20 protein-coding genes are annotated in these 17,339 nt (G+C 45.4%); all 20 read left to right on the top strand.

The features are described 5' to 3' along the window. The first annotated feature begins 386 nt into the window (after positions 1-386). The 20 genes from ABDW33_RS24715 to ABDW33_RS24620 all read left to right on the top strand — a co-directional run bounded on the left by ABDW33_RS24715 (position 387) and on the right by ABDW33_RS24620 (position 17,338). The gene (locus ABDW33_RS24715) at positions 387-581 is read left to right on the top strand and encodes a hypothetical protein (RefSeq protein ID WP_343692778.1); all 195 of its coding nucleotides are present in this window, start codon (positions 387-389) and stop codon (positions 579-581) included. Further along, on the top strand, positions 578-1,048 hold the full coding sequence (locus ABDW33_RS24710; RefSeq protein WP_343692777.1) for a hypothetical protein: 471 nt from the start codon (positions 578-580) through the stop codon (positions 1,046-1,048). The genes ABDW33_RS24715 and ABDW33_RS24710 overlap by 4 nt, the downstream gene beginning before the upstream one ends. 211 nt (positions 1,049-1,259) lie before the next feature. Beyond that, the gene (locus ABDW33_RS24705; RefSeq protein WP_343692776.1) at positions 1,260-2,429 is read left to right on the top strand and encodes a hypothetical protein; all 1,170 of its coding nucleotides are present in this window, start codon (positions 1,260-1,262) and stop codon (positions 2,427-2,429) included. Between the two features lie 60 nt (positions 2,430-2,489). Beyond that, positions 2,490-3,878: a phage portal protein gene (locus tag ABDW33_RS24700; protein ID WP_343692775.1), complete on the top strand. Its 1,389-nt coding sequence runs from the start codon at positions 2,490-2,492 to the stop codon at positions 3,876-3,878. A 173-nt stretch (positions 3,879-4,051) separates the two neighbouring features. Then, on the top strand, positions 4,052-4,855 hold the full coding sequence (locus tag ABDW33_RS24695; protein WP_343692774.1) for a phage minor head protein: 804 nt from the start codon (positions 4,052-4,054) through the stop codon (positions 4,853-4,855). 24 nt (positions 4,856-4,879) lie between these two features. Then, entirely contained in the window at positions 4,880-5,035 is a 156-nt protein-coding gene (locus ABDW33_RS24690; protein ID WP_343692773.1) for a hypothetical protein, read from the top strand. Between the two features lie 196 nt (positions 5,036-5,231). Further along, positions 5,232-5,966, top strand: a complete 735-nt coding sequence (locus tag ABDW33_RS24685; RefSeq protein ID WP_343692772.1) for an HK97 family phage prohead protease — start codon at positions 5,232-5,234, stop codon at positions 5,964-5,966. A 7-nt stretch (positions 5,967-5,973) separates the two neighbouring features. Further along, entirely contained in the window at positions 5,974-7,272 is a 1,299-nt protein-coding gene (locus ABDW33_RS24680) for a phage major capsid protein (protein WP_343692771.1), read from the top strand. A 56-nt stretch (positions 7,273-7,328) separates the two neighbouring features. Further along, positions 7,329-7,742, top strand: a complete 414-nt coding sequence (locus tag ABDW33_RS24675; protein WP_343692770.1) for a hypothetical protein — start codon at positions 7,329-7,331, stop codon at positions 7,740-7,742. Between the two features lie 11 nt (positions 7,743-7,753). Further along, entirely contained in the window at positions 7,754-7,960 is a 207-nt protein-coding gene (locus ABDW33_RS24670; protein ID WP_343692769.1) for a hypothetical protein, read from the top strand. 3 nt (positions 7,961-7,963) lie between these two features. Then, a complete protein-coding gene (locus tag ABDW33_RS24665) occupies positions 7,964-8,494 on the top strand; it encodes a head-tail connector protein (protein WP_343692768.1) in 531 nt (176 codons plus the stop codon). Beyond that, positions 8,491-8,811, top strand: coding sequence for a phage head closure protein (locus tag ABDW33_RS24660; RefSeq protein ID WP_343692767.1), 321 nt, complete (start codon positions 8,491-8,493; stop codon positions 8,809-8,811). The genes ABDW33_RS24665 and ABDW33_RS24660 overlap by 4 nt, the downstream gene beginning before the upstream one ends. Positions 8,812-8,846: 35 nt before the next feature. Beyond that, a complete protein-coding gene (locus ABDW33_RS24655; RefSeq protein WP_343692766.1) occupies positions 8,847-9,344 on the top strand; it encodes a hypothetical protein in 498 nt (165 codons plus the stop codon). After that, complete coding sequence (locus ABDW33_RS24650) at positions 9,344-9,784, top strand: hypothetical protein (RefSeq protein ID WP_343692765.1); 441 nt, start codon at positions 9,344-9,346, stop codon at positions 9,782-9,784. Before ABDW33_RS24655 ends, ABDW33_RS24650 begins: the two co-directional genes overlap by 1 nt. Before the next feature lies 1 nt (position 9,785). Beyond that, entirely contained in the window at positions 9,786-10,235 is a 450-nt protein-coding gene (locus ABDW33_RS24645) for a hypothetical protein (RefSeq protein ID WP_343692764.1), read from the top strand. Next, a complete protein-coding gene (locus ABDW33_RS24640; protein ID WP_343692763.1) occupies positions 10,232-10,627 on the top strand; it encodes a hypothetical protein in 396 nt (131 codons plus the stop codon). Before ABDW33_RS24645 ends, ABDW33_RS24640 begins: the two co-directional genes overlap by 4 nt. A 282-nt stretch (positions 10,628-10,909) precedes the next feature. After that, positions 10,910-13,330 (top strand): hypothetical protein, encoded by a 2,421-nt coding sequence (locus ABDW33_RS24635; protein ID WP_343692762.1) that lies wholly within the window; start codon positions 10,910-10,912, stop codon positions 13,328-13,330. After that, complete coding sequence (locus ABDW33_RS24630; protein ID WP_343692761.1) at positions 13,330-15,285, top strand: hypothetical protein; 1,956 nt, start codon at positions 13,330-13,332, stop codon at positions 15,283-15,285. The genes ABDW33_RS24635 and ABDW33_RS24630 overlap by 1 nt, the downstream gene beginning before the upstream one ends. Before the next feature lie 5 nt (positions 15,286-15,290). Then, positions 15,291-16,052, top strand: coding sequence for a phage tail tube protein (locus ABDW33_RS24625; RefSeq protein WP_343692760.1), 762 nt, complete (start codon positions 15,291-15,293; stop codon positions 16,050-16,052). Beyond that, positions 16,049-17,338 (top strand): hypothetical protein, encoded by a 1,290-nt coding sequence (locus ABDW33_RS24620; protein ID WP_343692759.1) that lies wholly within the window; start codon positions 16,049-16,051, stop codon positions 17,336-17,338. The genes ABDW33_RS24625 and ABDW33_RS24620 overlap by 4 nt, the downstream gene beginning before the upstream one ends. The last annotated feature ends 1 nt before the right edge of the window (position 17,339 follow it).

Below are 17,339 nucleotides of genomic sequence, written 5' to 3'. Positions count from 1 at the left end.
TGTTCATACTGGCAACACTTGGCGATAAATATTCAGTATGCCTGGCGCTGGGTTACATATTCTGAATACGAATCAGACAGACAATTTGAATTAAAAACAAATAACAACGGCAAGGAGGCCGGGAGTATGAAAGTTAAATTCATATTAGCATGGTATGACCTGTGGGTAGGCTGTTACTGGGATAAAAAACGGAAGTGGCTTTACATACTTCCACTGCCATGCATCGGTATAATTTTACAGTTTAAACAAGTTCATTGGGTAGATGATAATTACGGATGAACCATTTAAAGGTAAATCCTTGTTATTTCTGAAAAATTATTGTATATCTTTGTATCGGCTCCCGACTCTCTCCACCTGACTTTAAGCCGACTTAATCTCACTACTTTATGATCAAAGGAATTAACGTGACCGATAAGAACGGTCAGATCAACGTGGGCATTAACGTCAACGACTTCATTAACTCTTTAAAGGAATTGCCTGAGCGGAATGGTTGGGTAAATATATTACTCACCCCTCTTAAAAAGCAACATCCTAAGGGTTATACTCATCACATCAGGCCAGAAACGAAAAAGCCTATATGAGCCAGGAATTAAGAGATGCGCATGGTAGATTTTTACAGGGCAATCAGTTCAGCCGGAAGACACCGGAGGAAATGGATATCCTTGTGGAAAACTATTGTGCGCATCGTGCGTTAGGCCTTGACAAGGAATCATTCACGGAATGCGATTACCGGACCATTGAGAAAAACGCTACGGATTTGCAGACTGAAAAAATCCGGGAGGCCAATGCTAAGGGATGGGCGGTCTGGGAGAATATCCTACGTCTGGTTACACTGGGGCAGAATGTTAGGCTACCTGATGGAACGACGATTATTGCAGCTGACTGTAATCCTACACTTCTCATATTCACCATTAAGAGTAAGATGCGATCAGTATATGGGGAAAAGGTGGAACAGGCCATTAAGGTAGAAGAGCCAGATACTATAGACTATTCAAAACTGAGTGATGGAGCTTTACAGGAAATCATCAATGCCAGTGGTAAGGGCTGACCCTTATAAGGCTCTGGGGGAAGCGTGCAGGCGGCGATTTTATCGCTTCTTCATTGAATTCTGGGAGACAATTGAGGCCGTTGATCTTATACCTAATTGGCACATTGAATATATATGTGATCAGCTGCAGGAGATCTATGAAATATGGGAAAAAGGTCAGTCGCAGGATGATTGCCTTATCAACGTCCCCCCAGGTTCAAGTAAGAGCACTATGATAACTCAGTTATATCCTGCGTGGTTATGGGTTAGAAACAGGTCAGTTCGGATAATCAGCAGTAGCTATGCTGGCGACCTGGCCACTGCTCATGCTGTTAAGTCAAGAGACTGCCTGAAGTCAGATAAATTTAAGAAGTGCTTCCCTGATCATATCGAATTTAAGGACGATACTGATGGGAAAACACACTACAAGAATACTGAAAAAGGTGAACGTTTTGTAACCAGTGTAGGGGGAAGGGTAACCGGTATGCACGGTGATTTTATCATTATTGATGATCCAATAAATCCAGAAGAAGCGGCTAGTGAGGCGGAGTTGAAGAAAGCATCCCGTTTTGTTGGGCGTACCCTTTCCACCAGGAAGACGAATAAGAAGCGGTCCGTTACTATCATGGTTATGCAGCGTCTGCATGAGTCAGACCCTGCAGGAGAATGGCTAGCAAAGAAGAAGCTAAGACATATCTGTCTGCCTGGTGAATTAAGCAGTAATGTAAAGCCGGTAGAGCTAAAGGAGAAGTACATAGACGGTCTTATGGATATAAACCGTTTAGATCATACGGCTCTCAGTAAATTGAAGATTGATTTGGGTAGCTATGGTTATGCTGGACAGATACAACAGACACCAGCTCCTGAGGGTGGCGGAATCTGGCAAAAGTGGTTTATACCGATCAACGATGCTGTATTCCCTGAACCCGAGCAAATGCGGGACTATGGAACTGACTGGGATACAGCCTACACAGATAAGCAGAAGAATGACGCCAGCGCCTATTGCACATCTGGCAAGATTGGCCCCAGGATATTCATAGATAAACTGGGATTTGGTAGAATGGAATTCCCTGCATTGATCAGGTACATGAAGTTACGGCCAGCTCCTCACTATGTAGAGGCTAAAGCCAGTGGTAAGAGTGTGGCGCAGGTATTTAATGACAATGGGATACCTGCTATTGAGGTGCAGGTAGTAGGTGGTGATAAGGTTGCCCGTACTAAGATGGCAACACCACCTGTAGAGGCTGGGCTTGTATGCATTCGCAGGAGTTTATTGGACACGCTTTACAATGATTCAGAACAGGGGCTATTGTTCTTTCCGAATGGTAAGCATGATGATTTAAACGATGCTGTAGTTCAGGCAATACAAAGACATTCTCAACCACAAAAGGAGTGGTGGTAATATATAACAGATCGGCTTCCGACTATAAGCCATGACTTAAGCCGGTGCAAAATGCACCGAATGAATTTATTTAACCGATTGAAATACGCTGTTACCGGCCGGCTACCATACGGTAATCAAGGCATAGCCAACATTGGCGGGCAGCTTATAAATAACTTCCAGAATACAAGGGACTACGTACAGAATGGGTATTCAGGCAATGCTGTTGTCTACAGTATCATATCTTTCGCGGCCCGTAAGTTCGCCACTGTACCAGTTTATCTATATCAGGTACAGGACGAGGCCAGTTTTAAGCGGTATAAGGCGCTTTTGGGATCCGGCCAGCCAACTACAAAGGCAGCAATTGCAGAGGCCCTGAAGGTCCGGAAAAAGGCCTTAAAGGCAGTAGAGAGTCATCCACTCATTGATTTGTTGAAACGACCCAACCCCACCCAGGGGGGCGCTGCTTTCCTTGAAAATCTTTATGGATTTAAACTGATCACTGGTGCTGGCACTGCATGGGCGAACCGTGGCGGGCAAGAAGACGGCGAACCGTTGGAACTTTGGTGCCTTCCCAGTCAGGATATTACTATTAAGTGTCAGCGTCCAGATTTCCTTGTGCCCGTTGGCTATGTACTCAATGATGGCTATATAGCTAACCTACGTAAAGAAGATGTGCTTTACTGGAAGTACTGGAACCCCAACTGGTCCACTAACGGGGCTCACCTTTATGGCCTTGCTCCATTAAAGGCTGGTGCTATGGTGGCAAATGAAAGGGCAAAGGCCGACCGGACCAGTGCCACTATGATGCAGAATCAGGGTAGTAAAGGTGTCCTGTTTGGAAAAGGGGACAAAGGCATGAGCACTGAGCAGCGCGATAAACTACAGGACCGAATAGACGAAGAGGTGAATGGTGGAAAGAACGCAGGCAGGGTTGCGTTGGCAAATACTGACCTTGGATATATAGATCTTGGCAGGTCGTCAAGTGATCTCGGCTTAGAATCTGCTAAGAGATTAAGTAAAGAGGATTTGTGTAATGTGTTTGGTGTCCCTTTGGTTATACTGGATCCATCCAATAGCACATTGGCAAACCTCGAATCAAGCATGAAGTCTTTTGTCACCAATAAGATCATCCCTGAATGGTGTGGGTTACGTGATGACTTGAATGCATGGCTTATTCCAATGTATAAATCATCTGGCAAGTTATGGCTGGAGCCTGACTTCTCTGCATTACCAGAGATGCAGGAGGATCTGGAAAAGCAGGTGAACGCTCTATCTAAGTTGTGGCAGCTGACACCCAATCAGGTATTGGATCACCTTGGGTGGGAGACGAATAAGAACGACGAAAATATGAACAAGGTATACATCCCTGCCAGTATGATCCCACTTGACCAGCTGAATGCCATGGGGCAGGATATCAGTACCGACGTGGCAAAATTGACCGAAACTGGATTTATTGACTATAAATAACTTCATATGACATGGTTGTATTTCGTTAATTTCTTTTTTCTACAGTGGTTCTTTATCAGATTAACCAAAGAAATAGACGACAAAGGTGTTATACTTAGATGGGGGATTCATGGTTTTATTGTTCCCTTATCTGGTTGGCGGAGTAATTTTATTTACTGGGGTAAATGGTTTATATGGCTATGACAGACGCAGAAGCATGGCACCAGTTTAAGATATTCCAGCAGACCCATGAGACAAGGTATGCAAAGAAGTGGTACCAGTTAATTAGGAAGCAGGCTAAGGTTGTTGCAGATCATTTATTGCAGCATGGAGCTGATAAGACAGTGCTCATGATAAATCTGCTTATCCGCGAAGATGATACCTCTAAGCTACTACGTAGTCTGTACCGTAACGTAGGGTCTGCCTGGGCGCAGATTGAGTCAGGAAATATTGAACAGTATACAAAGTCATGGAACCAGCCGGTTAGAATGAAGTTCTTCGGCTTTGACAGCGTATGGGAAGGACTTTTGGATATATTCTTTGCTGCTAAAGGGGGTGAGAAAATTACCAGCATTACAGACACCACCAGGCGCTGGCTGATATCGTTGATCCAACGAGGCAGAGAGCAGGAGCTTGGGCCGGAACAAATAGCCCGGTCAATGACCAGTGATAAGGCAATACCACTTGCCCGTGCAAGGGTAATTTCCCGCACTGAGACGGTAGCGGCTGCAAATTTCGGGGGTGTCACAGCAGCTAGGCAGAGTAAGTTGAAGATGAACAAGCGCTGGGTGAATGCACGGGATAGTCGGGTAAGGGAATTACATAGAGATGGTGGAAGCGGAGTAGGAGGTGAAGTTGTGCCACTGGATCAGCCATTCAGTAATGGGTTAATGCACCCTGGCGATCCAAACGGATCAGCAAAACAAGTAATTCAGTGTCGTTGTGTTGCCAGTATGCGACCTGTAAGAGATGAAAATGGAATGCCGGTTCTTAATTAAGTGATTAATATAATCGTTAATGCTATGACACTTGATGACATTATTAAAAAGGCTATCCCTATTGCAAAGGATGAGTGTAAGATAAGGAAGGCTATGAAAGAAAACTTAAGACTTGAAGTGAAGAAAGACCTTATAGCCTTGATCACTGCTAACTTTGAGCCTAAGAAAAAAGCAGAATAATTATTTGGCGAATAGAAATAATTGCTACTTTTGTATCGTATGGCAGAAAAGCGCAGACTTACACCGCGCGACGAGAAAGCCAGAATCGACTTACCACCTGACTTATCTGACAAATCACTTCGCAAAGAGAAAATAACGACTAACGCACCTGTACCAACACAGGGAAAGATAAGCCATGCGCATTTACCTGCAGCGCATGAAAAAGATAATCCAGTACAAAACGATTAAAGACGGTCTGAAAGATCTCGATACGACATCTCGTACCGTTAAAATTGCTATTGCCAGTTTTGGTGATAAGAATCTGGACCGGGATAAAGATATCCTATTAAGCACTGCCGTTACTAAAACTATCAAAGAACGCGGCCCCCAAGGGACGAATGAAATATGGCATCTTGCCGACCACTGGTATGACCTGAATCATGCGTTATCTAAATTCTCCGAACTCTATGTTGAAGGAGAATACCTAATAGGTGTTTCAACAATCTCTAAAACTACCATGGGGAACAACGTGCTTGAATTGTATGGCGATGGTCATATCAATCAGCATTCTATTGGATTTTCAGTGTTAGTCGAAGAGTATCACAAAGAGGGGGAATACAATCTGCTGAAGGAGATCGCCCTGTGGGAAGGCTCTTCAGTACTATGGGGGGCAAACCCTAACACTCCTACTATGGGGGTGCAAAAATCAATGAACAAGGAAGAGGCATTTGGCATGCTCAATCGTCTGACCAAAAGCTTGCGTAACGGTACCTATACCGACGATATGTTCTCCTTGTTCGAACTACAATGCAAACAATTACAGCAATATATCAACGACCTCGAAGAAAAATCCACTGCGCCGGCACAGACCACGCAGCCGGATACGAAAGCATTTGATTACTCCGCTGTTTTGTCTGGAATCAAATCTATTTCACAAATCGTAAAAAACTAATTGCTATATGTTCAGAAGGTTATATGCCATGAACTTCTTTTACCGTGATCCAAAGGCTGAAGGAGCCGGTGGAGCCGAAGCTGTCACCAAATCTTTAGGTGAGCTTAAAACAGTCATTGAGGAAGGGCAGAAGAAAACCGGCACCGAAATCAAAGGAGTTCAGGACGCAGTAACAGAGGTGAAGACTTCTGTTGAATCTGTGAAGACAGAAGTTCAGGTAATCAAAGACGAACAAGATCGCCAGCGTGATGCACTCAAGGAAATGAAGGCAGCAAAAGGTCGTCAGGGTGGCGATCCAGAAAGAAAAAGTTTTGCCACCGTGCTGAAAGACGCTATGACAGAGCATACCGATGATCTGGAAAAAATGGCTCGTGGTGATAAGGGCCGCGCAAAATCTCTCACCATCGAATTGAAGGCTGTAGGTGATATTACCACTGGTAATGTAACTGGTGGCACTGCCTGGGGGCAGATTATCCGTCCTGGTATCATAGAACAACCTAAACGCAAGGTTCACGTTCGCCAATTGGTTCCGACCGGTACCATCGGAGCGGGGACTGAGTTTGTGTTCATGAGGGACAACGGCGGAGAAGGCGCACCAGCACCTGCGGCTGAAGGTGACCTGAAATCACAGCTGGATCTGGATCTGGTAGAAGACTCTGTGAAGATTGAAACAATCGCGGCATGGTGTGGCATTACCCGCAAGGCGATGAATAACATCCCTGGTATGATCTCCTTCATGCAATCCCGCCTGCCAGAATTGCTGTTACGTGAAGAAGACCGGCAATTTCTTACCGGAAACGGTGTATCTCCTAATTTGAAAGGTATCCTCACTGATGGCAACTACACCGCTGCTGACACTTCTGCTACTGTTCTGGTAGAACAGATCATTGACTCCATTGCACAGCTGGAAGACGAGGAAGAAAGGGAAGCAGATGGCATCCTGATTCGTCCTCGGGAGTATTACAGCTTCTTCAAACAGAAGGCTACCGGATCCGGTGAGTACGACCTGCCTAAGAATGTCACATTCGTTAACGGCGTACTGTACATCAGCGGAATCCCTGTTTATGCATCTACTGCAATGAACAAGGACTTTGCAGGTAACCAGATGAATAAGTTCATCGTAGGCGACTGGACAATGGGCGCACAACTGCTCTTCCAGGAAGACATGCGTATCGAGATCAGCGAGCATGATGTCGATAACTTCCGCCGCAACAAATACACCATTCGTATTGAAGAAACCGTCGCCCTCCCTGTGTATGGCGATAACTACTTCATTGCTGGTGATGTTGCTGCTGAACCTGCATAATCCATATCCTTCATTAGGGGCGGCCAGTAACCGCCCTGCATTCAACCTTTCTTCAGATGAAAAATTTACTCTTCATACTGGCCTTTATGATCGGCCTATCTTTTACTGCATCTGCTCAGACGGACCTGCTGTCTCAGTACAGTAAGACAATTGATACGGTGACTAACACTGGCACCAAGTATCTGACCATTCCTACACCTTACAATGTCTCTTACAAGACATGGGAGGTTGCAGTGAGTTACACCAAGATCAGTGGAACAGTCGGAGGTACCGCTACTGTTGAATACAGTATCGACGGCTCAAACTTTTACAGCCTTAAGCGGGACAGTGTTTACACTGCTACAGATGTAGCCGGCCAGACACTTGGATGGCGAATTGTTGATCCTGGTGCTAAATATATACGAGTGAAAGCTACCGGCACGGGTACCATGTCAGCGCAGATCAAGGCGAAAGTATACGGGAGACAATAAAACACTTCCTTATGAAAGTGACTGTAATAAAGCGGTTTCGTGATCGACTAAGCGATGACGTAAGGGAAAGAGGGCAAATACTGGAATTGAATGAAGACAGAGCAACTGAATTATCCAATAAGGGGTTTGTAAGCGTTTTGTCTGATGCTCAAAATCCGGTAGCTAATCCTCCAGTGCAAACCACTAAACCAGAAAAGTCTTCCAAGAAGAAAAAGTAAGTAATGCTACGGACAAGGACAAAGGATATTACCGTATTGACTGATGTTGCCAGCGAACCTGTAACACTTCAGGAGGCCAAAGACTTCCTGAAGGTTAGTTACAGTGACGATGACGATATTATTACTGGTATGATCACAGCGGCCAGGCAATTGCTGGAAAAGCAGCTGAATATATCCTTTGCTCCTAAATCATTACAAGCAACATTCTCCTTGGGAGATTGCTCAGAGTACGTTATCCCATACGGTCCTGTTACTGAGGTAACAGAGGTGAAGTTCAGGTATGAATGGGACGATACCATGAATATTACCACAACAAAATACACTGTTGAAGGGCAAACATTCAGAGGCCAGGAAGGATATTATACGATCAAATACGATGCTGGTTATGCTAACTGTCCTGATGCAATCAGGCAGGGGATATTGAAACAAGTAGCCTGGATGTATGAGAATCGTGGTGATTCTACCGGTGCAGGGCAGGTCAATCCTGATGTGCTTTATATGTTATCAGGGTACAATCAAAACTCCTGGATATGATAGGGCAGATGCGACAAAAGATCACGATTCAATCACCGGTTAGCACAGCTGTAGGTGGTGGCGGAGTTGAAACTACGTATACTGAAGTTCTAACTGACTGGGTAGAGGCAAGACCTCTGTCATCTTCCCGGGAGTTATCGGAGTATCAAACTGTCATTAAGAATGGATACAGGTTTACGATCAGATACCGTAATGGATTTACACCTGACAAAAGCATGCTGATTGTTTACAAGGGGAAAAATTATACCGTAAACAGCATAGAACAGGTTGAAGAAAGACAAAAATACTGGCGAATTGTAGGTGTAGAAAAGTCATAGCTATGGCAGATGGTTTTAGAGTCAATCTTCAAGGCATGAGGGAACTAAGGGGCCTGATAAATGAACTGAGATCAGTTATGCCACAGGCTAAGGCGTTGACAGAAGCTGCAGCATATGATATTAACGATGACGCTATCAGTAACATCCAGTCGAATGGCAGTATAGATCTCGGCGCCGGCGGTGGACTGTTATCTCATCAGTTTGTGAAGGTCCTGAACCCATACACATTTGAAGTGGGTAACTCGGCTAAATGGGCACCTTTTGTAGAGTGGGGTACAGGTAAGCAAGTAAAAGTGCCTGCAGAACTTCAATCATACGCCAATCAGTTCAAAGGTCCGTATCCGGGCACATGGGACGAATTTGAGGAGAATATAGAGGCTTGGTTGGGTAGACACGGCATTGACAAGAGTAAAAAGTACATGTTGATGAATGCCATATTAGAACGGGGCCTAAAAGCTAAGCCATTTCTCTGGCCGGCATACCAGAAAAATAAAGCGAAACTGATCGCTCAGATTAAATCACTACTGAGATAATGAAAGATCCATCATATGCAATACGAGATGCTTATTACCTATTACTAAATGGTAATCTGACCCATAAGGGTAATCCTGTGCCAGTGTATGATGCGTCAGCTGCAAGATATGCAATAGCACCTTATGTCATCCTTGGAGAGCAGACGATGGTGCAGAGGGAGAACAAATGTGATTTTAACAGCGAGTGCAGCATTATTCTGATTGTGGTTACTGCTTTTCCTGCAGGCGATCCCGGAAACAAGAAATACGCTGATGATATCGCCAATCAAGTGACGAGTATCATAATGCAGGCACCAAAAACAAACAACATTGACTTATCTCCCGACTTTATCTGCCAGAACACCCGATTGGATGGTTCAAACAGCAGCACAAGCCAGGACGAAACATATAAGTACGTAGAAAAAGCAATCCGTTTTACTCATATCATAAAAGAGCTATAAAATGGCAGAAAGGAATATAGTGGGCACATACGCCCTTTCCATTAAATCCGGGGCAACATTTGTCTTGCTTGTCTGTGAGACAGACGACACTTTTGATCGTAGCAGGGATAGCATCGATGCTGCATCAAAATGCGATCCCGGTAAAAAGGTGCCCAACCCAACCATTACATATGAAGTGACTGGATCCGCTCAGGTCTTATTGAGTGACGGTGAGGGCTTCACTACAAAAGCATCCGAAGCAGAAGTAGATGCCCTGTTCCGTAATATGACGGTGTTTGACTGGAAACTCGGTCCCCTCTCAGGTAATCCAGTTCCAGGTGATGTGACATACTCTGGTTCTGGCTTCTTCTCAAAACTTAGCACGTCATACCCTACCGCGGAGGTGGCAAAATTTGATTTTACCATCACTGGTACAGGAAGCTACACCCAAACCATAGAACCTGAAGCATGAGCAGCGGAATAATTGAATTGGAATTAGGCGGGAAGGCGCGTACACTCCGCTTCAATAACTGGCAGAAGGAAGCCTTGGGTAAGATTGTAGGCACTGATCCATTGGAAGCAGGTCAGCTGATCTCGTCTAAACTTAATGAAAGCCCCTTACTGGTTGTATGTGATCTGGTGTACACTGGCCTTATTGGCAATTACCGGGTGCAGATGAAGGACCTGGATTTTACCCGGCAGGATGTAGCGGAGTGGATAGGTGATGCAGATAACGCCATACTGGGTAAGGTGTTTGATGCATGGCTGGATGCTTCAGGCTTGAGACAAATCTTGCCAGAGCAGCCAGATACAGAAGATTCCAAAAAAAAACGAGTTGGGAGGAAGTTAAAGACTTCGCGATAGGAGAGATGGGGTTGTTGCCTGATCAGTTTTATGCAATGACGTGGACTGATTATTCCCGGGCAGCACAGGGATACTGGCTACGCAATGCCAGGTATATGGAGGGTGTACGGCGAGGCGCATATTTTACTGTGTTGATGAATTCGGACCCGAAAAAGGCAAAGCAGGTAAAGGAAAATTCCCTGTTCCGTATAGCCACTGATCCTGTAGTCCATCGTCAGCCTCTCCAACCATTATCTAAAGAGGAATACGACGCTATTATAAAACGATATAAACTTAATTAGCATGGCGGATAATGTCGGTTTAAGTCTTGTGCTTCAGGCAAATGTGCAGCAGTTCAATGCTGCCATAAATGCCATGGAAGCGGGCAGCAACCGGGCTAATAACACCATGCAAAATCTTTCCAGTACTGCTAATTCATTCACTGGTAGTATAAGGAACGTCCCCTCTGTTGCTGCAGCTGCAAGTGCTGGTGTTAACCGGCTGGGTTCAGCAGCTGGCGGTGGACAGGGCGCCCTTTCAAGATTGTTCTCTGCTGCTCAACAGGCCATCTCTTCACTGGGAGGTGTAGGGTCTGCCGCACAAGCTGCAGGACGCCAGATGGCCCAATCTGCAAGTGGTGCAAATTCTTTTTCCGGAGCCATTGATAAGGTAGGCGGATTGATAGCGGGTGTGTTCGCTGTTGATAAGCTACTTGATTTCGGCAAAGAGGTGTTGGACGTTACTAAAAAGTACCAGGCATTTCAGGCGGTACTGACCAATACACAAGGATCCTTTCAGGCAGAGAAGTCTTTTGAACTCATTCAGGAGTATGCCAGCAAGACTCCATATCAGGTAGATGAGATCACCGGTGCATTTATCAAATTGGTAAACCGTGGGTTCACGCCTACTAAGACACAGCTTACCCAGATAGGTGACCTTGCAGCGAGCCAGGGTAAATCTTTTGACCAGCTTACTGAGGCGATTCTTGATGCACAGACAGGAGAGTTCGAACGTCTGAAGGAATTCGGCATCAAGGCCAGCCAATCTAACGACAAAGTTACTTTATCATTCCGCGATCAGACGGTTTCTGTTGAGAAGAACAGTAAGGCTGTGCGTGATGCTGTTTTATCTTTCGGGTCATTGGAGGGTGTAGCCAACTCCACGGCCGCGGTGTCTGAAACACTGGGAGGCCAAATAAGCAATCTTGGTGATAGCTGGGATCACTTCCTTAATGTTATCGGCACACGGACTGCACCGGCTCTGGCAAAGGCATTGGAACACCTGTCAAACTTTGTTACCAAGGCAGACGAGCTATTGAGCGGCGTGGAGGCAAAAACATTGGAGCAGAAGGTTAAGGAGAACGAAAATGTAAAAAACACCTTAGATAATTTTGCAAAACTCACTGCACAACAACGGCAGGAGGTATTAAATAGCCTGGAAAGATCAGCAGACCAACAGGCAACTACGATTGTTAAAGAGCTTGACCCAAGGCTGGCACGTAAAAAGGAGCTGGAGCAGTTGTTGAAAGACTCCTTTGCCGGAGATAAGGCCGCTACAGAGGAACTGGCACGAATAAATGCAGCTTTACCATCCCTGTTAAAAACAAGAGCGGCATATGATGCAAATCAGGAACTGATAAAGCTACTCAGATCACAGGATGCATCCCTAAAAAAGGCATTGCCAGATGTGGGCACCTCTTTTGGGAAAAGTGCTGAGAAGAACGGCAAAACCGTTGCCGATGTAATGAAGGCATTGAGCGCTGATTTGGCGACAATCAATGCACAGAACAGCCAGTTTGGCCTGGCACCTGATGCTTTCAAGTCTGATCAGGTAAAGGCATATCAGAAAGCCTTTGAGGATTTGATAAAGCTGGGATTAAAGCCTACGTCTCCTGAGATACAGAAAATAGCAAAGCAGATTACCTCACTGGATGATAGTATTCTGGGTGGTAAAGCTATTGGCACAAAGGTACTTCAGAACCTCGGCAAATCTGTTCAGACTACTACTGTGAAGACGCTTACAACGGATGAGCTTTATAAGCTGCTTGGTATTCCCAATGAGAGCCAGCTACAACTGGATGTAAAGATTAAGCCGAAAATAATATTTGAAAAGTCTCCTGAGCTGAATAAATCATTTGAGGATGCGCAGAAGGAGTTTAATGATAAATCAGCAAAGTTTGCCAAAGGAATAACCGATGAATCAGCAAAAACTCTCCAGGATATTGTTAATGCATTACTGCAAGATGCGGCACTCAGTACAATTGAAGGCTTAGGGGCTTCAATTGGAGAAGCACTTGTTGTTGGTGGCAATCTGATTCAAAACGCAATGAGGAGTTTTGCGTCAGTACTGGGAGGATTCTTCCAAAATCTAGGCAAGCAATTAATCATATACGCTGGAGTCCTAAAAGGATTAGAGATCGCCATTAGCAATCTTAATCCTACTGCAGCAGCTATCGCAGGTGTAGCCGCCTTCGTCGCAGGCGGCGCACTAAAAGCCTATGCATCTAAGATCCCATCCTTCGCTACAGGCGGTATCGTAACAGAACCTACCCTTGCCATGATCGGTGATAACCCTGGTCGTAAAGAAGCTGTGATCCCGTCTGAATTATGGCCCTATCTCGGAGGTGGTAATAATGTTACTGTTGGTGGCGAGTTTATTCTTCAGGGTAACAATCTTGTAGCGGTCGTTAAACGTGCAAGCCGTGAGGAGGGGCGTGTCAGATAATGGCATACGAGGTAGTGAAATATCAGATCTCCTTCCAGGATGAGCACTATGCAACACCTGCAAACTGGCGAATAGATATCCGTCCGTTTGGTGGCGTATTACCCGCAGAACCTATTGTTCTGACGCCTGCTGGTGCTCCTTTGGTATTGGAATATACCAATAGCGACGAGAGTAAACGCAGCTGGATAGTAGGTCGTAAGGCTACCATCAAGTATGTGTACACCGGGGGTGAGAATATCCCGTTGCCTACTGAGTTTTTTGATACCGATGAACGTTATCACCGGGTAGAAATATTCAAAAATGACGTGCTGGACGGTGTATATTTCATCAAACCGGATTCCGGGCAGTATGATTTCCGGTTCCCTCCGTTCGAGGTAACTCTGACAGCTGTTGATGGCCTTGCTTTTGGCAAGACCGTAAACTTCAATATGTACCAGGACGGACAATTGAAGTACGACCGCGTAACGCTATATGAAGCCATCGTGCAACGAGGTTTATATCAGACCATAGATAGTACTGTTCCGGTGAATGTCATCAATTCCCTGTACCCTTCAAATATTGAGGCTGCTCAGAAGCTATTACTCGGCAGCTATGTGCATACTGATATGTTCTATGACTTCGTGAAAGGGCCTATCAGTACATATGACATGCTGGAGTACTTCTGCATCAATTTCTATTCCCGGGTATTTATAGCAAACAATCAGGTATGGATTGTCCGGTCCTCTGACCTATACCAGGACGAGGTAGGTATTGATCAATACGTGGACAGCGCTGTTAACGCGATAACAGTTCCCAGCTTTATAAATGTTCTCGGTCCGGGAGTGGGATTGTTCGACGGTGTACCTGTTGACTTCAATGGAAATATTCGCCTGGTTCCAGCTGTGAAGAAAGCTACGTTTAAGGTGGAGTATAAATCGATCAACCGGCTGGTAAATTTTACATGGCTTGGATGGACTGGTACCGACTTCCCCGGATGGACACGCTTCGGCAATCCTCCCATTGATCGCGTAGGCACCGCAACCATTGACGACCCTTACAGGTTAGTGGTTTATAGAGATCCTGTAAACCCCAGTACTATTGAATATTTATATCAAAGTGTGGATTCTATCATGGGTAAACATGACCTATTGGAGTTCAGCTTCAAGTATAAGTTTAATGGTACGACCAATCTTACTGTATCCATAATGGCCGACGACCCTACTATAACAGGGTTCTTCCGACTGGATTCATCCGGTAGTTGGGTGTATGACTTCGGTTCCGATCCAACATATATACAGATCCAACGGTCAGGGAAGAAGCGTGATGGCTCCTTCAGCATTAAAGCAAATCCGCTATCTGCGACAAAAGAGAGCAGCCATTTCCCTAATGCGATGAGAATTCGCATATCAATCTATCTGCCTACTGGGCAGTACAACCCCGCCGGTCCAGACTATAACCCACTATTAGGCCCCCCGGAAGACGGTGTCGCTAATCCTAATGTGGAATTCTGGCCTATGAAAATTGGGGTTATCTCTACCGGCGCTACTGGTAGGGATCTTACAATAACAAATAATGCAAACTATTCACTGGAACAGGACGAAACATCTTTCCAGTTCATTGATACCGGTGAAGTAGGGCTATCAAATACATTATTTGTGTCTGCCGGCGTACCTGCGGCAACCTGGAATAGTGCTAAGGCAGGCGTTACCGCGCGTGATATCGAGGAACATATGGCCCGTGCCAACGTGGACCAATACGCTAAGAGTATAACCACGTTCGAAAGTAGCGTGTACAGTAATACCATTCAGATGTACAATGTATTCAAGGTAGACACGATACCAGGCAAACGATATATGATGCTCTCTGACTCATACAAGGTTAAAAAATGCATTCATAATGTTTTACTGGAAGAGGTGCTGCCGGAGGGCGGTGCATCAGTGACATACGTCGAAACAGATATTGAGAACGACAACTAAACAAGATGATATTAGGGCAGGATCTTATAATCAGCATAAATACTGATCAGAATAATCTGATCCCGGTGTGTCATTCAAAGACATGCTCGTTATCCCGTGACAGGGATATGCTGACTATTACCAATCCTACCACAGCAGATGAATCCTATATCCCGTCTACCAAAAGAGGGACTATCTCAGGTGATGGGTTAATGATCTACCAGGACGTTATCAATGGTGTCTCTGTGTTGGAATGGCTTGAATCTGGCGCCTTAGTGGCGTTCAAGTTCAGTACGTCTTTATCTGGCGGGTTGATTTACTCCGGCAGCATGTATATCGATCACTGGGAGATATCAGGTGAGATATCAGACATGGTTACATACTCCTTTACAGCAAAGATCAACGGAGCGCTCAAAATTGAGAAGAATGATTTTGTTAAGACGGTTTATCTATCCGATCTGTTTGGGGTACGGCTTGCCGGTTGCCCGAATCCATACCCTGTTGCGGTATTGTGGTATGACGGCTCTTTGATCGGTCTGGCTAATAATCCGGATGATGTTGTTTCACAATTCAACGGTTATGCACCTAATCTATATTACCGCCTGAGCAGCCCTGATAACAGCTGCAACTATACGATGAATATTGTATGGAATGCACCTGAGCAGCCCAACTGGGTACCGGCAGAAGCAGGAGGATTAACAGGACTTTGGACAGGGTCCGGCGACGGAGGTATTAGTCCTTCAGAGAATGGACAAGATTTAATAACACCAATTGAAGTAGAACCATGAGGCCAGATGTAACAGAAGTTGATCTCTATAGCGTCAGGGAATTACCTGATGCGGCGCCATTAACCCCTGATGGTGATTGGTATGGTGTTTTGTGTGATCCTGCCACGGGGTTGTCATATAGAGCCACTCAGGAGCTTATTGGCTCAATCATATCAAATTATCTGGGTAGTGGTGTAGTTATACCCGACCGGGTGTATAGGATTGGTGTCAGCCTGCCATCTGGTGTTACCGTGTCTGGCAATACAATCAATGACCCATACCTCGACGGAAAAGTGTTCGGCATACATCGTCGCGGCGTGGAGTTGATGGTGAAAGGAGTTGAGTGGCAAAACGATGTACCCGGTGGAGGTATTGAGTTGCTGCAGGAAGGAGATGAATTTATAGATGGTGATATTATCACGGCACAATTTCAACCACAAATCACACCGTATATCAGTACACCTGATGCTATTTCAAGGTACTCTAACGGAGTGCAGTTGATCTCAAATAACACAACACTTACCGCATCCACTTACAGGAAGCTGCTGGTAATCACGACAGGCTCCGAAATTATACTGGGATCAGACTATCCAGAGAATGTGCTATGTGCTATCCTGCAAAATAGTGTGGGTAATAAGCAGTCAACTATTACCGCTCCTACTGGACAGAGCATTGCCTTTAACGGAGGCGCGGTCCAGTCCATCTGGCTGGGTAAAAACGAGCGGATCGAACTGATACGTGCCGGCGCTACCTGGTATATCGTGAATGATTCAATGGGATATGATAGAGTGGGGCACATAGTACCTGGCCGACTTGCCGGGGCAAATCAGATCATCGCTCAGGGGCAAACTATTCTCAGGGCAGACTACCCCCGCTTAGTAGATTATTTGACCAGGTTAAATACTGCCTATGCAGGTACTGTGTTGAACGCAGCTGATTGGGCCAGCAATAAAACTCAATGGGGCTGGGGCGATGGCTCTACCACGATACAGGTACCAGATCTGCGTGGATATTTCCCCCGCTGGATTGATCTAGGGGCAAATGTAGATGTGGACAGGTACACTGCTGGCACGGGATCTAAGCCAGGGAGCAAGCAGGGCATGCAAATTCAAAGTCACAGCCATGCTGCAGGAGCCAACAGCAACCAAAAGTTTATTAAACGAGATTCCGTAAACCGTAACCAGGGTATTGGTGTAAACAACGTGTCCGGCAACAGCCGGGAATACCTGGAAGATACAACACAGACTACAGGGGGGAATGAAACACGACCTATCAACGCAGGCGAGTTGCCATTAATATATGTATAAG

Origin of the sequence: Chitinophaga sp. (assembly GCF_039596155.1) — a bacterium.
Taxonomy (GTDB): Bacteria; Bacteroidota; Bacteroidia; order Chitinophagales; family Chitinophagaceae; genus Chitinophaga.
The sequence above is the reverse complement of the archived record's forward strand: the minus strand, read 5'-3'. Positions and strand labels throughout refer to the sequence as shown.

What these genes read in the sequence shown, in the direction of transcription:
- ABDW33_RS24715 (WP_343692778.1), top strand. Translation starts at nt 387, where the DNA reads ATGATCAAAGGAATTAACGTGACCGATAAGAACGGTCAGATCAACGTG.
- ABDW33_RS24710 (WP_343692777.1), top strand. Translation starts at nt 578, where the DNA reads ATGAGCCAGGAATTAAGAGATGCGCATGGTAGATTTTTACAGGGCAAT.
- ABDW33_RS24705 (WP_343692776.1), top strand. Translation starts at nt 1,260, where the DNA reads ATGATAACTCAGTTATATCCTGCGTGGTTATGGGTTAGAAACAGGTCA.
- ABDW33_RS24700 (WP_343692775.1), top strand. Translation starts at nt 2,490, where the DNA reads ATGAATTTATTTAACCGATTGAAATACGCTGTTACCGGCCGGCTACCA.
- ABDW33_RS24695 (WP_343692774.1), top strand. Translation starts at nt 4,052, where the DNA reads ATGGCTATGACAGACGCAGAAGCATGGCACCAGTTTAAGATATTCCAG.
- ABDW33_RS24690 (WP_343692773.1), top strand. Translation starts at nt 4,880, where the DNA reads ATGACACTTGATGACATTATTAAAAAGGCTATCCCTATTGCAAAGGAT.
- ABDW33_RS24685 (WP_343692772.1), top strand. Translation starts at nt 5,232, where the DNA reads ATGAAAAAGATAATCCAGTACAAAACGATTAAAGACGGTCTGAAAGAT.
- ABDW33_RS24680 (WP_343692771.1), top strand. Translation starts at nt 5,974, where the DNA reads ATGTTCAGAAGGTTATATGCCATGAACTTCTTTTACCGTGATCCAAAG.
- ABDW33_RS24675 (WP_343692770.1), top strand. Translation starts at nt 7,329, where the DNA reads ATGAAAAATTTACTCTTCATACTGGCCTTTATGATCGGCCTATCTTTT.
- ABDW33_RS24670 (WP_343692769.1), top strand. Translation starts at nt 7,754, where the DNA reads ATGAAAGTGACTGTAATAAAGCGGTTTCGTGATCGACTAAGCGATGAC.
- ABDW33_RS24665 (WP_343692768.1), top strand. Translation starts at nt 7,964, where the DNA reads ATGCTACGGACAAGGACAAAGGATATTACCGTATTGACTGATGTTGCC.
- ABDW33_RS24660 (WP_343692767.1), top strand. Translation starts at nt 8,491, where the DNA reads ATGATAGGGCAGATGCGACAAAAGATCACGATTCAATCACCGGTTAGC.
- ABDW33_RS24655 (WP_343692766.1), top strand. Translation starts at nt 8,847, where the DNA reads ATGAGGGAACTAAGGGGCCTGATAAATGAACTGAGATCAGTTATGCCA.
- ABDW33_RS24650 (WP_343692765.1), top strand. Translation starts at nt 9,344, where the DNA reads ATGAAAGATCCATCATATGCAATACGAGATGCTTATTACCTATTACTA.
- ABDW33_RS24645 (WP_343692764.1), top strand. Translation starts at nt 9,786, where the DNA reads ATGGCAGAAAGGAATATAGTGGGCACATACGCCCTTTCCATTAAATCC.
- ABDW33_RS24640 (WP_343692763.1), top strand. Translation starts at nt 10,232, where the DNA reads ATGAGCAGCGGAATAATTGAATTGGAATTAGGCGGGAAGGCGCGTACA.
- ABDW33_RS24635 (WP_343692762.1), top strand. Translation starts at nt 10,910, where the DNA reads ATGGCGGATAATGTCGGTTTAAGTCTTGTGCTTCAGGCAAATGTGCAG.
- ABDW33_RS24630 (WP_343692761.1), top strand. Translation starts at nt 13,330, where the DNA reads ATGGCATACGAGGTAGTGAAATATCAGATCTCCTTCCAGGATGAGCAC.
- ABDW33_RS24625 (WP_343692760.1), top strand. Translation starts at nt 15,291, where the DNA reads ATGATATTAGGGCAGGATCTTATAATCAGCATAAATACTGATCAGAAT.
- ABDW33_RS24620 (WP_343692759.1), top strand. Translation starts at nt 16,049, where the DNA reads ATGAGGCCAGATGTAACAGAAGTTGATCTCTATAGCGTCAGGGAATTA.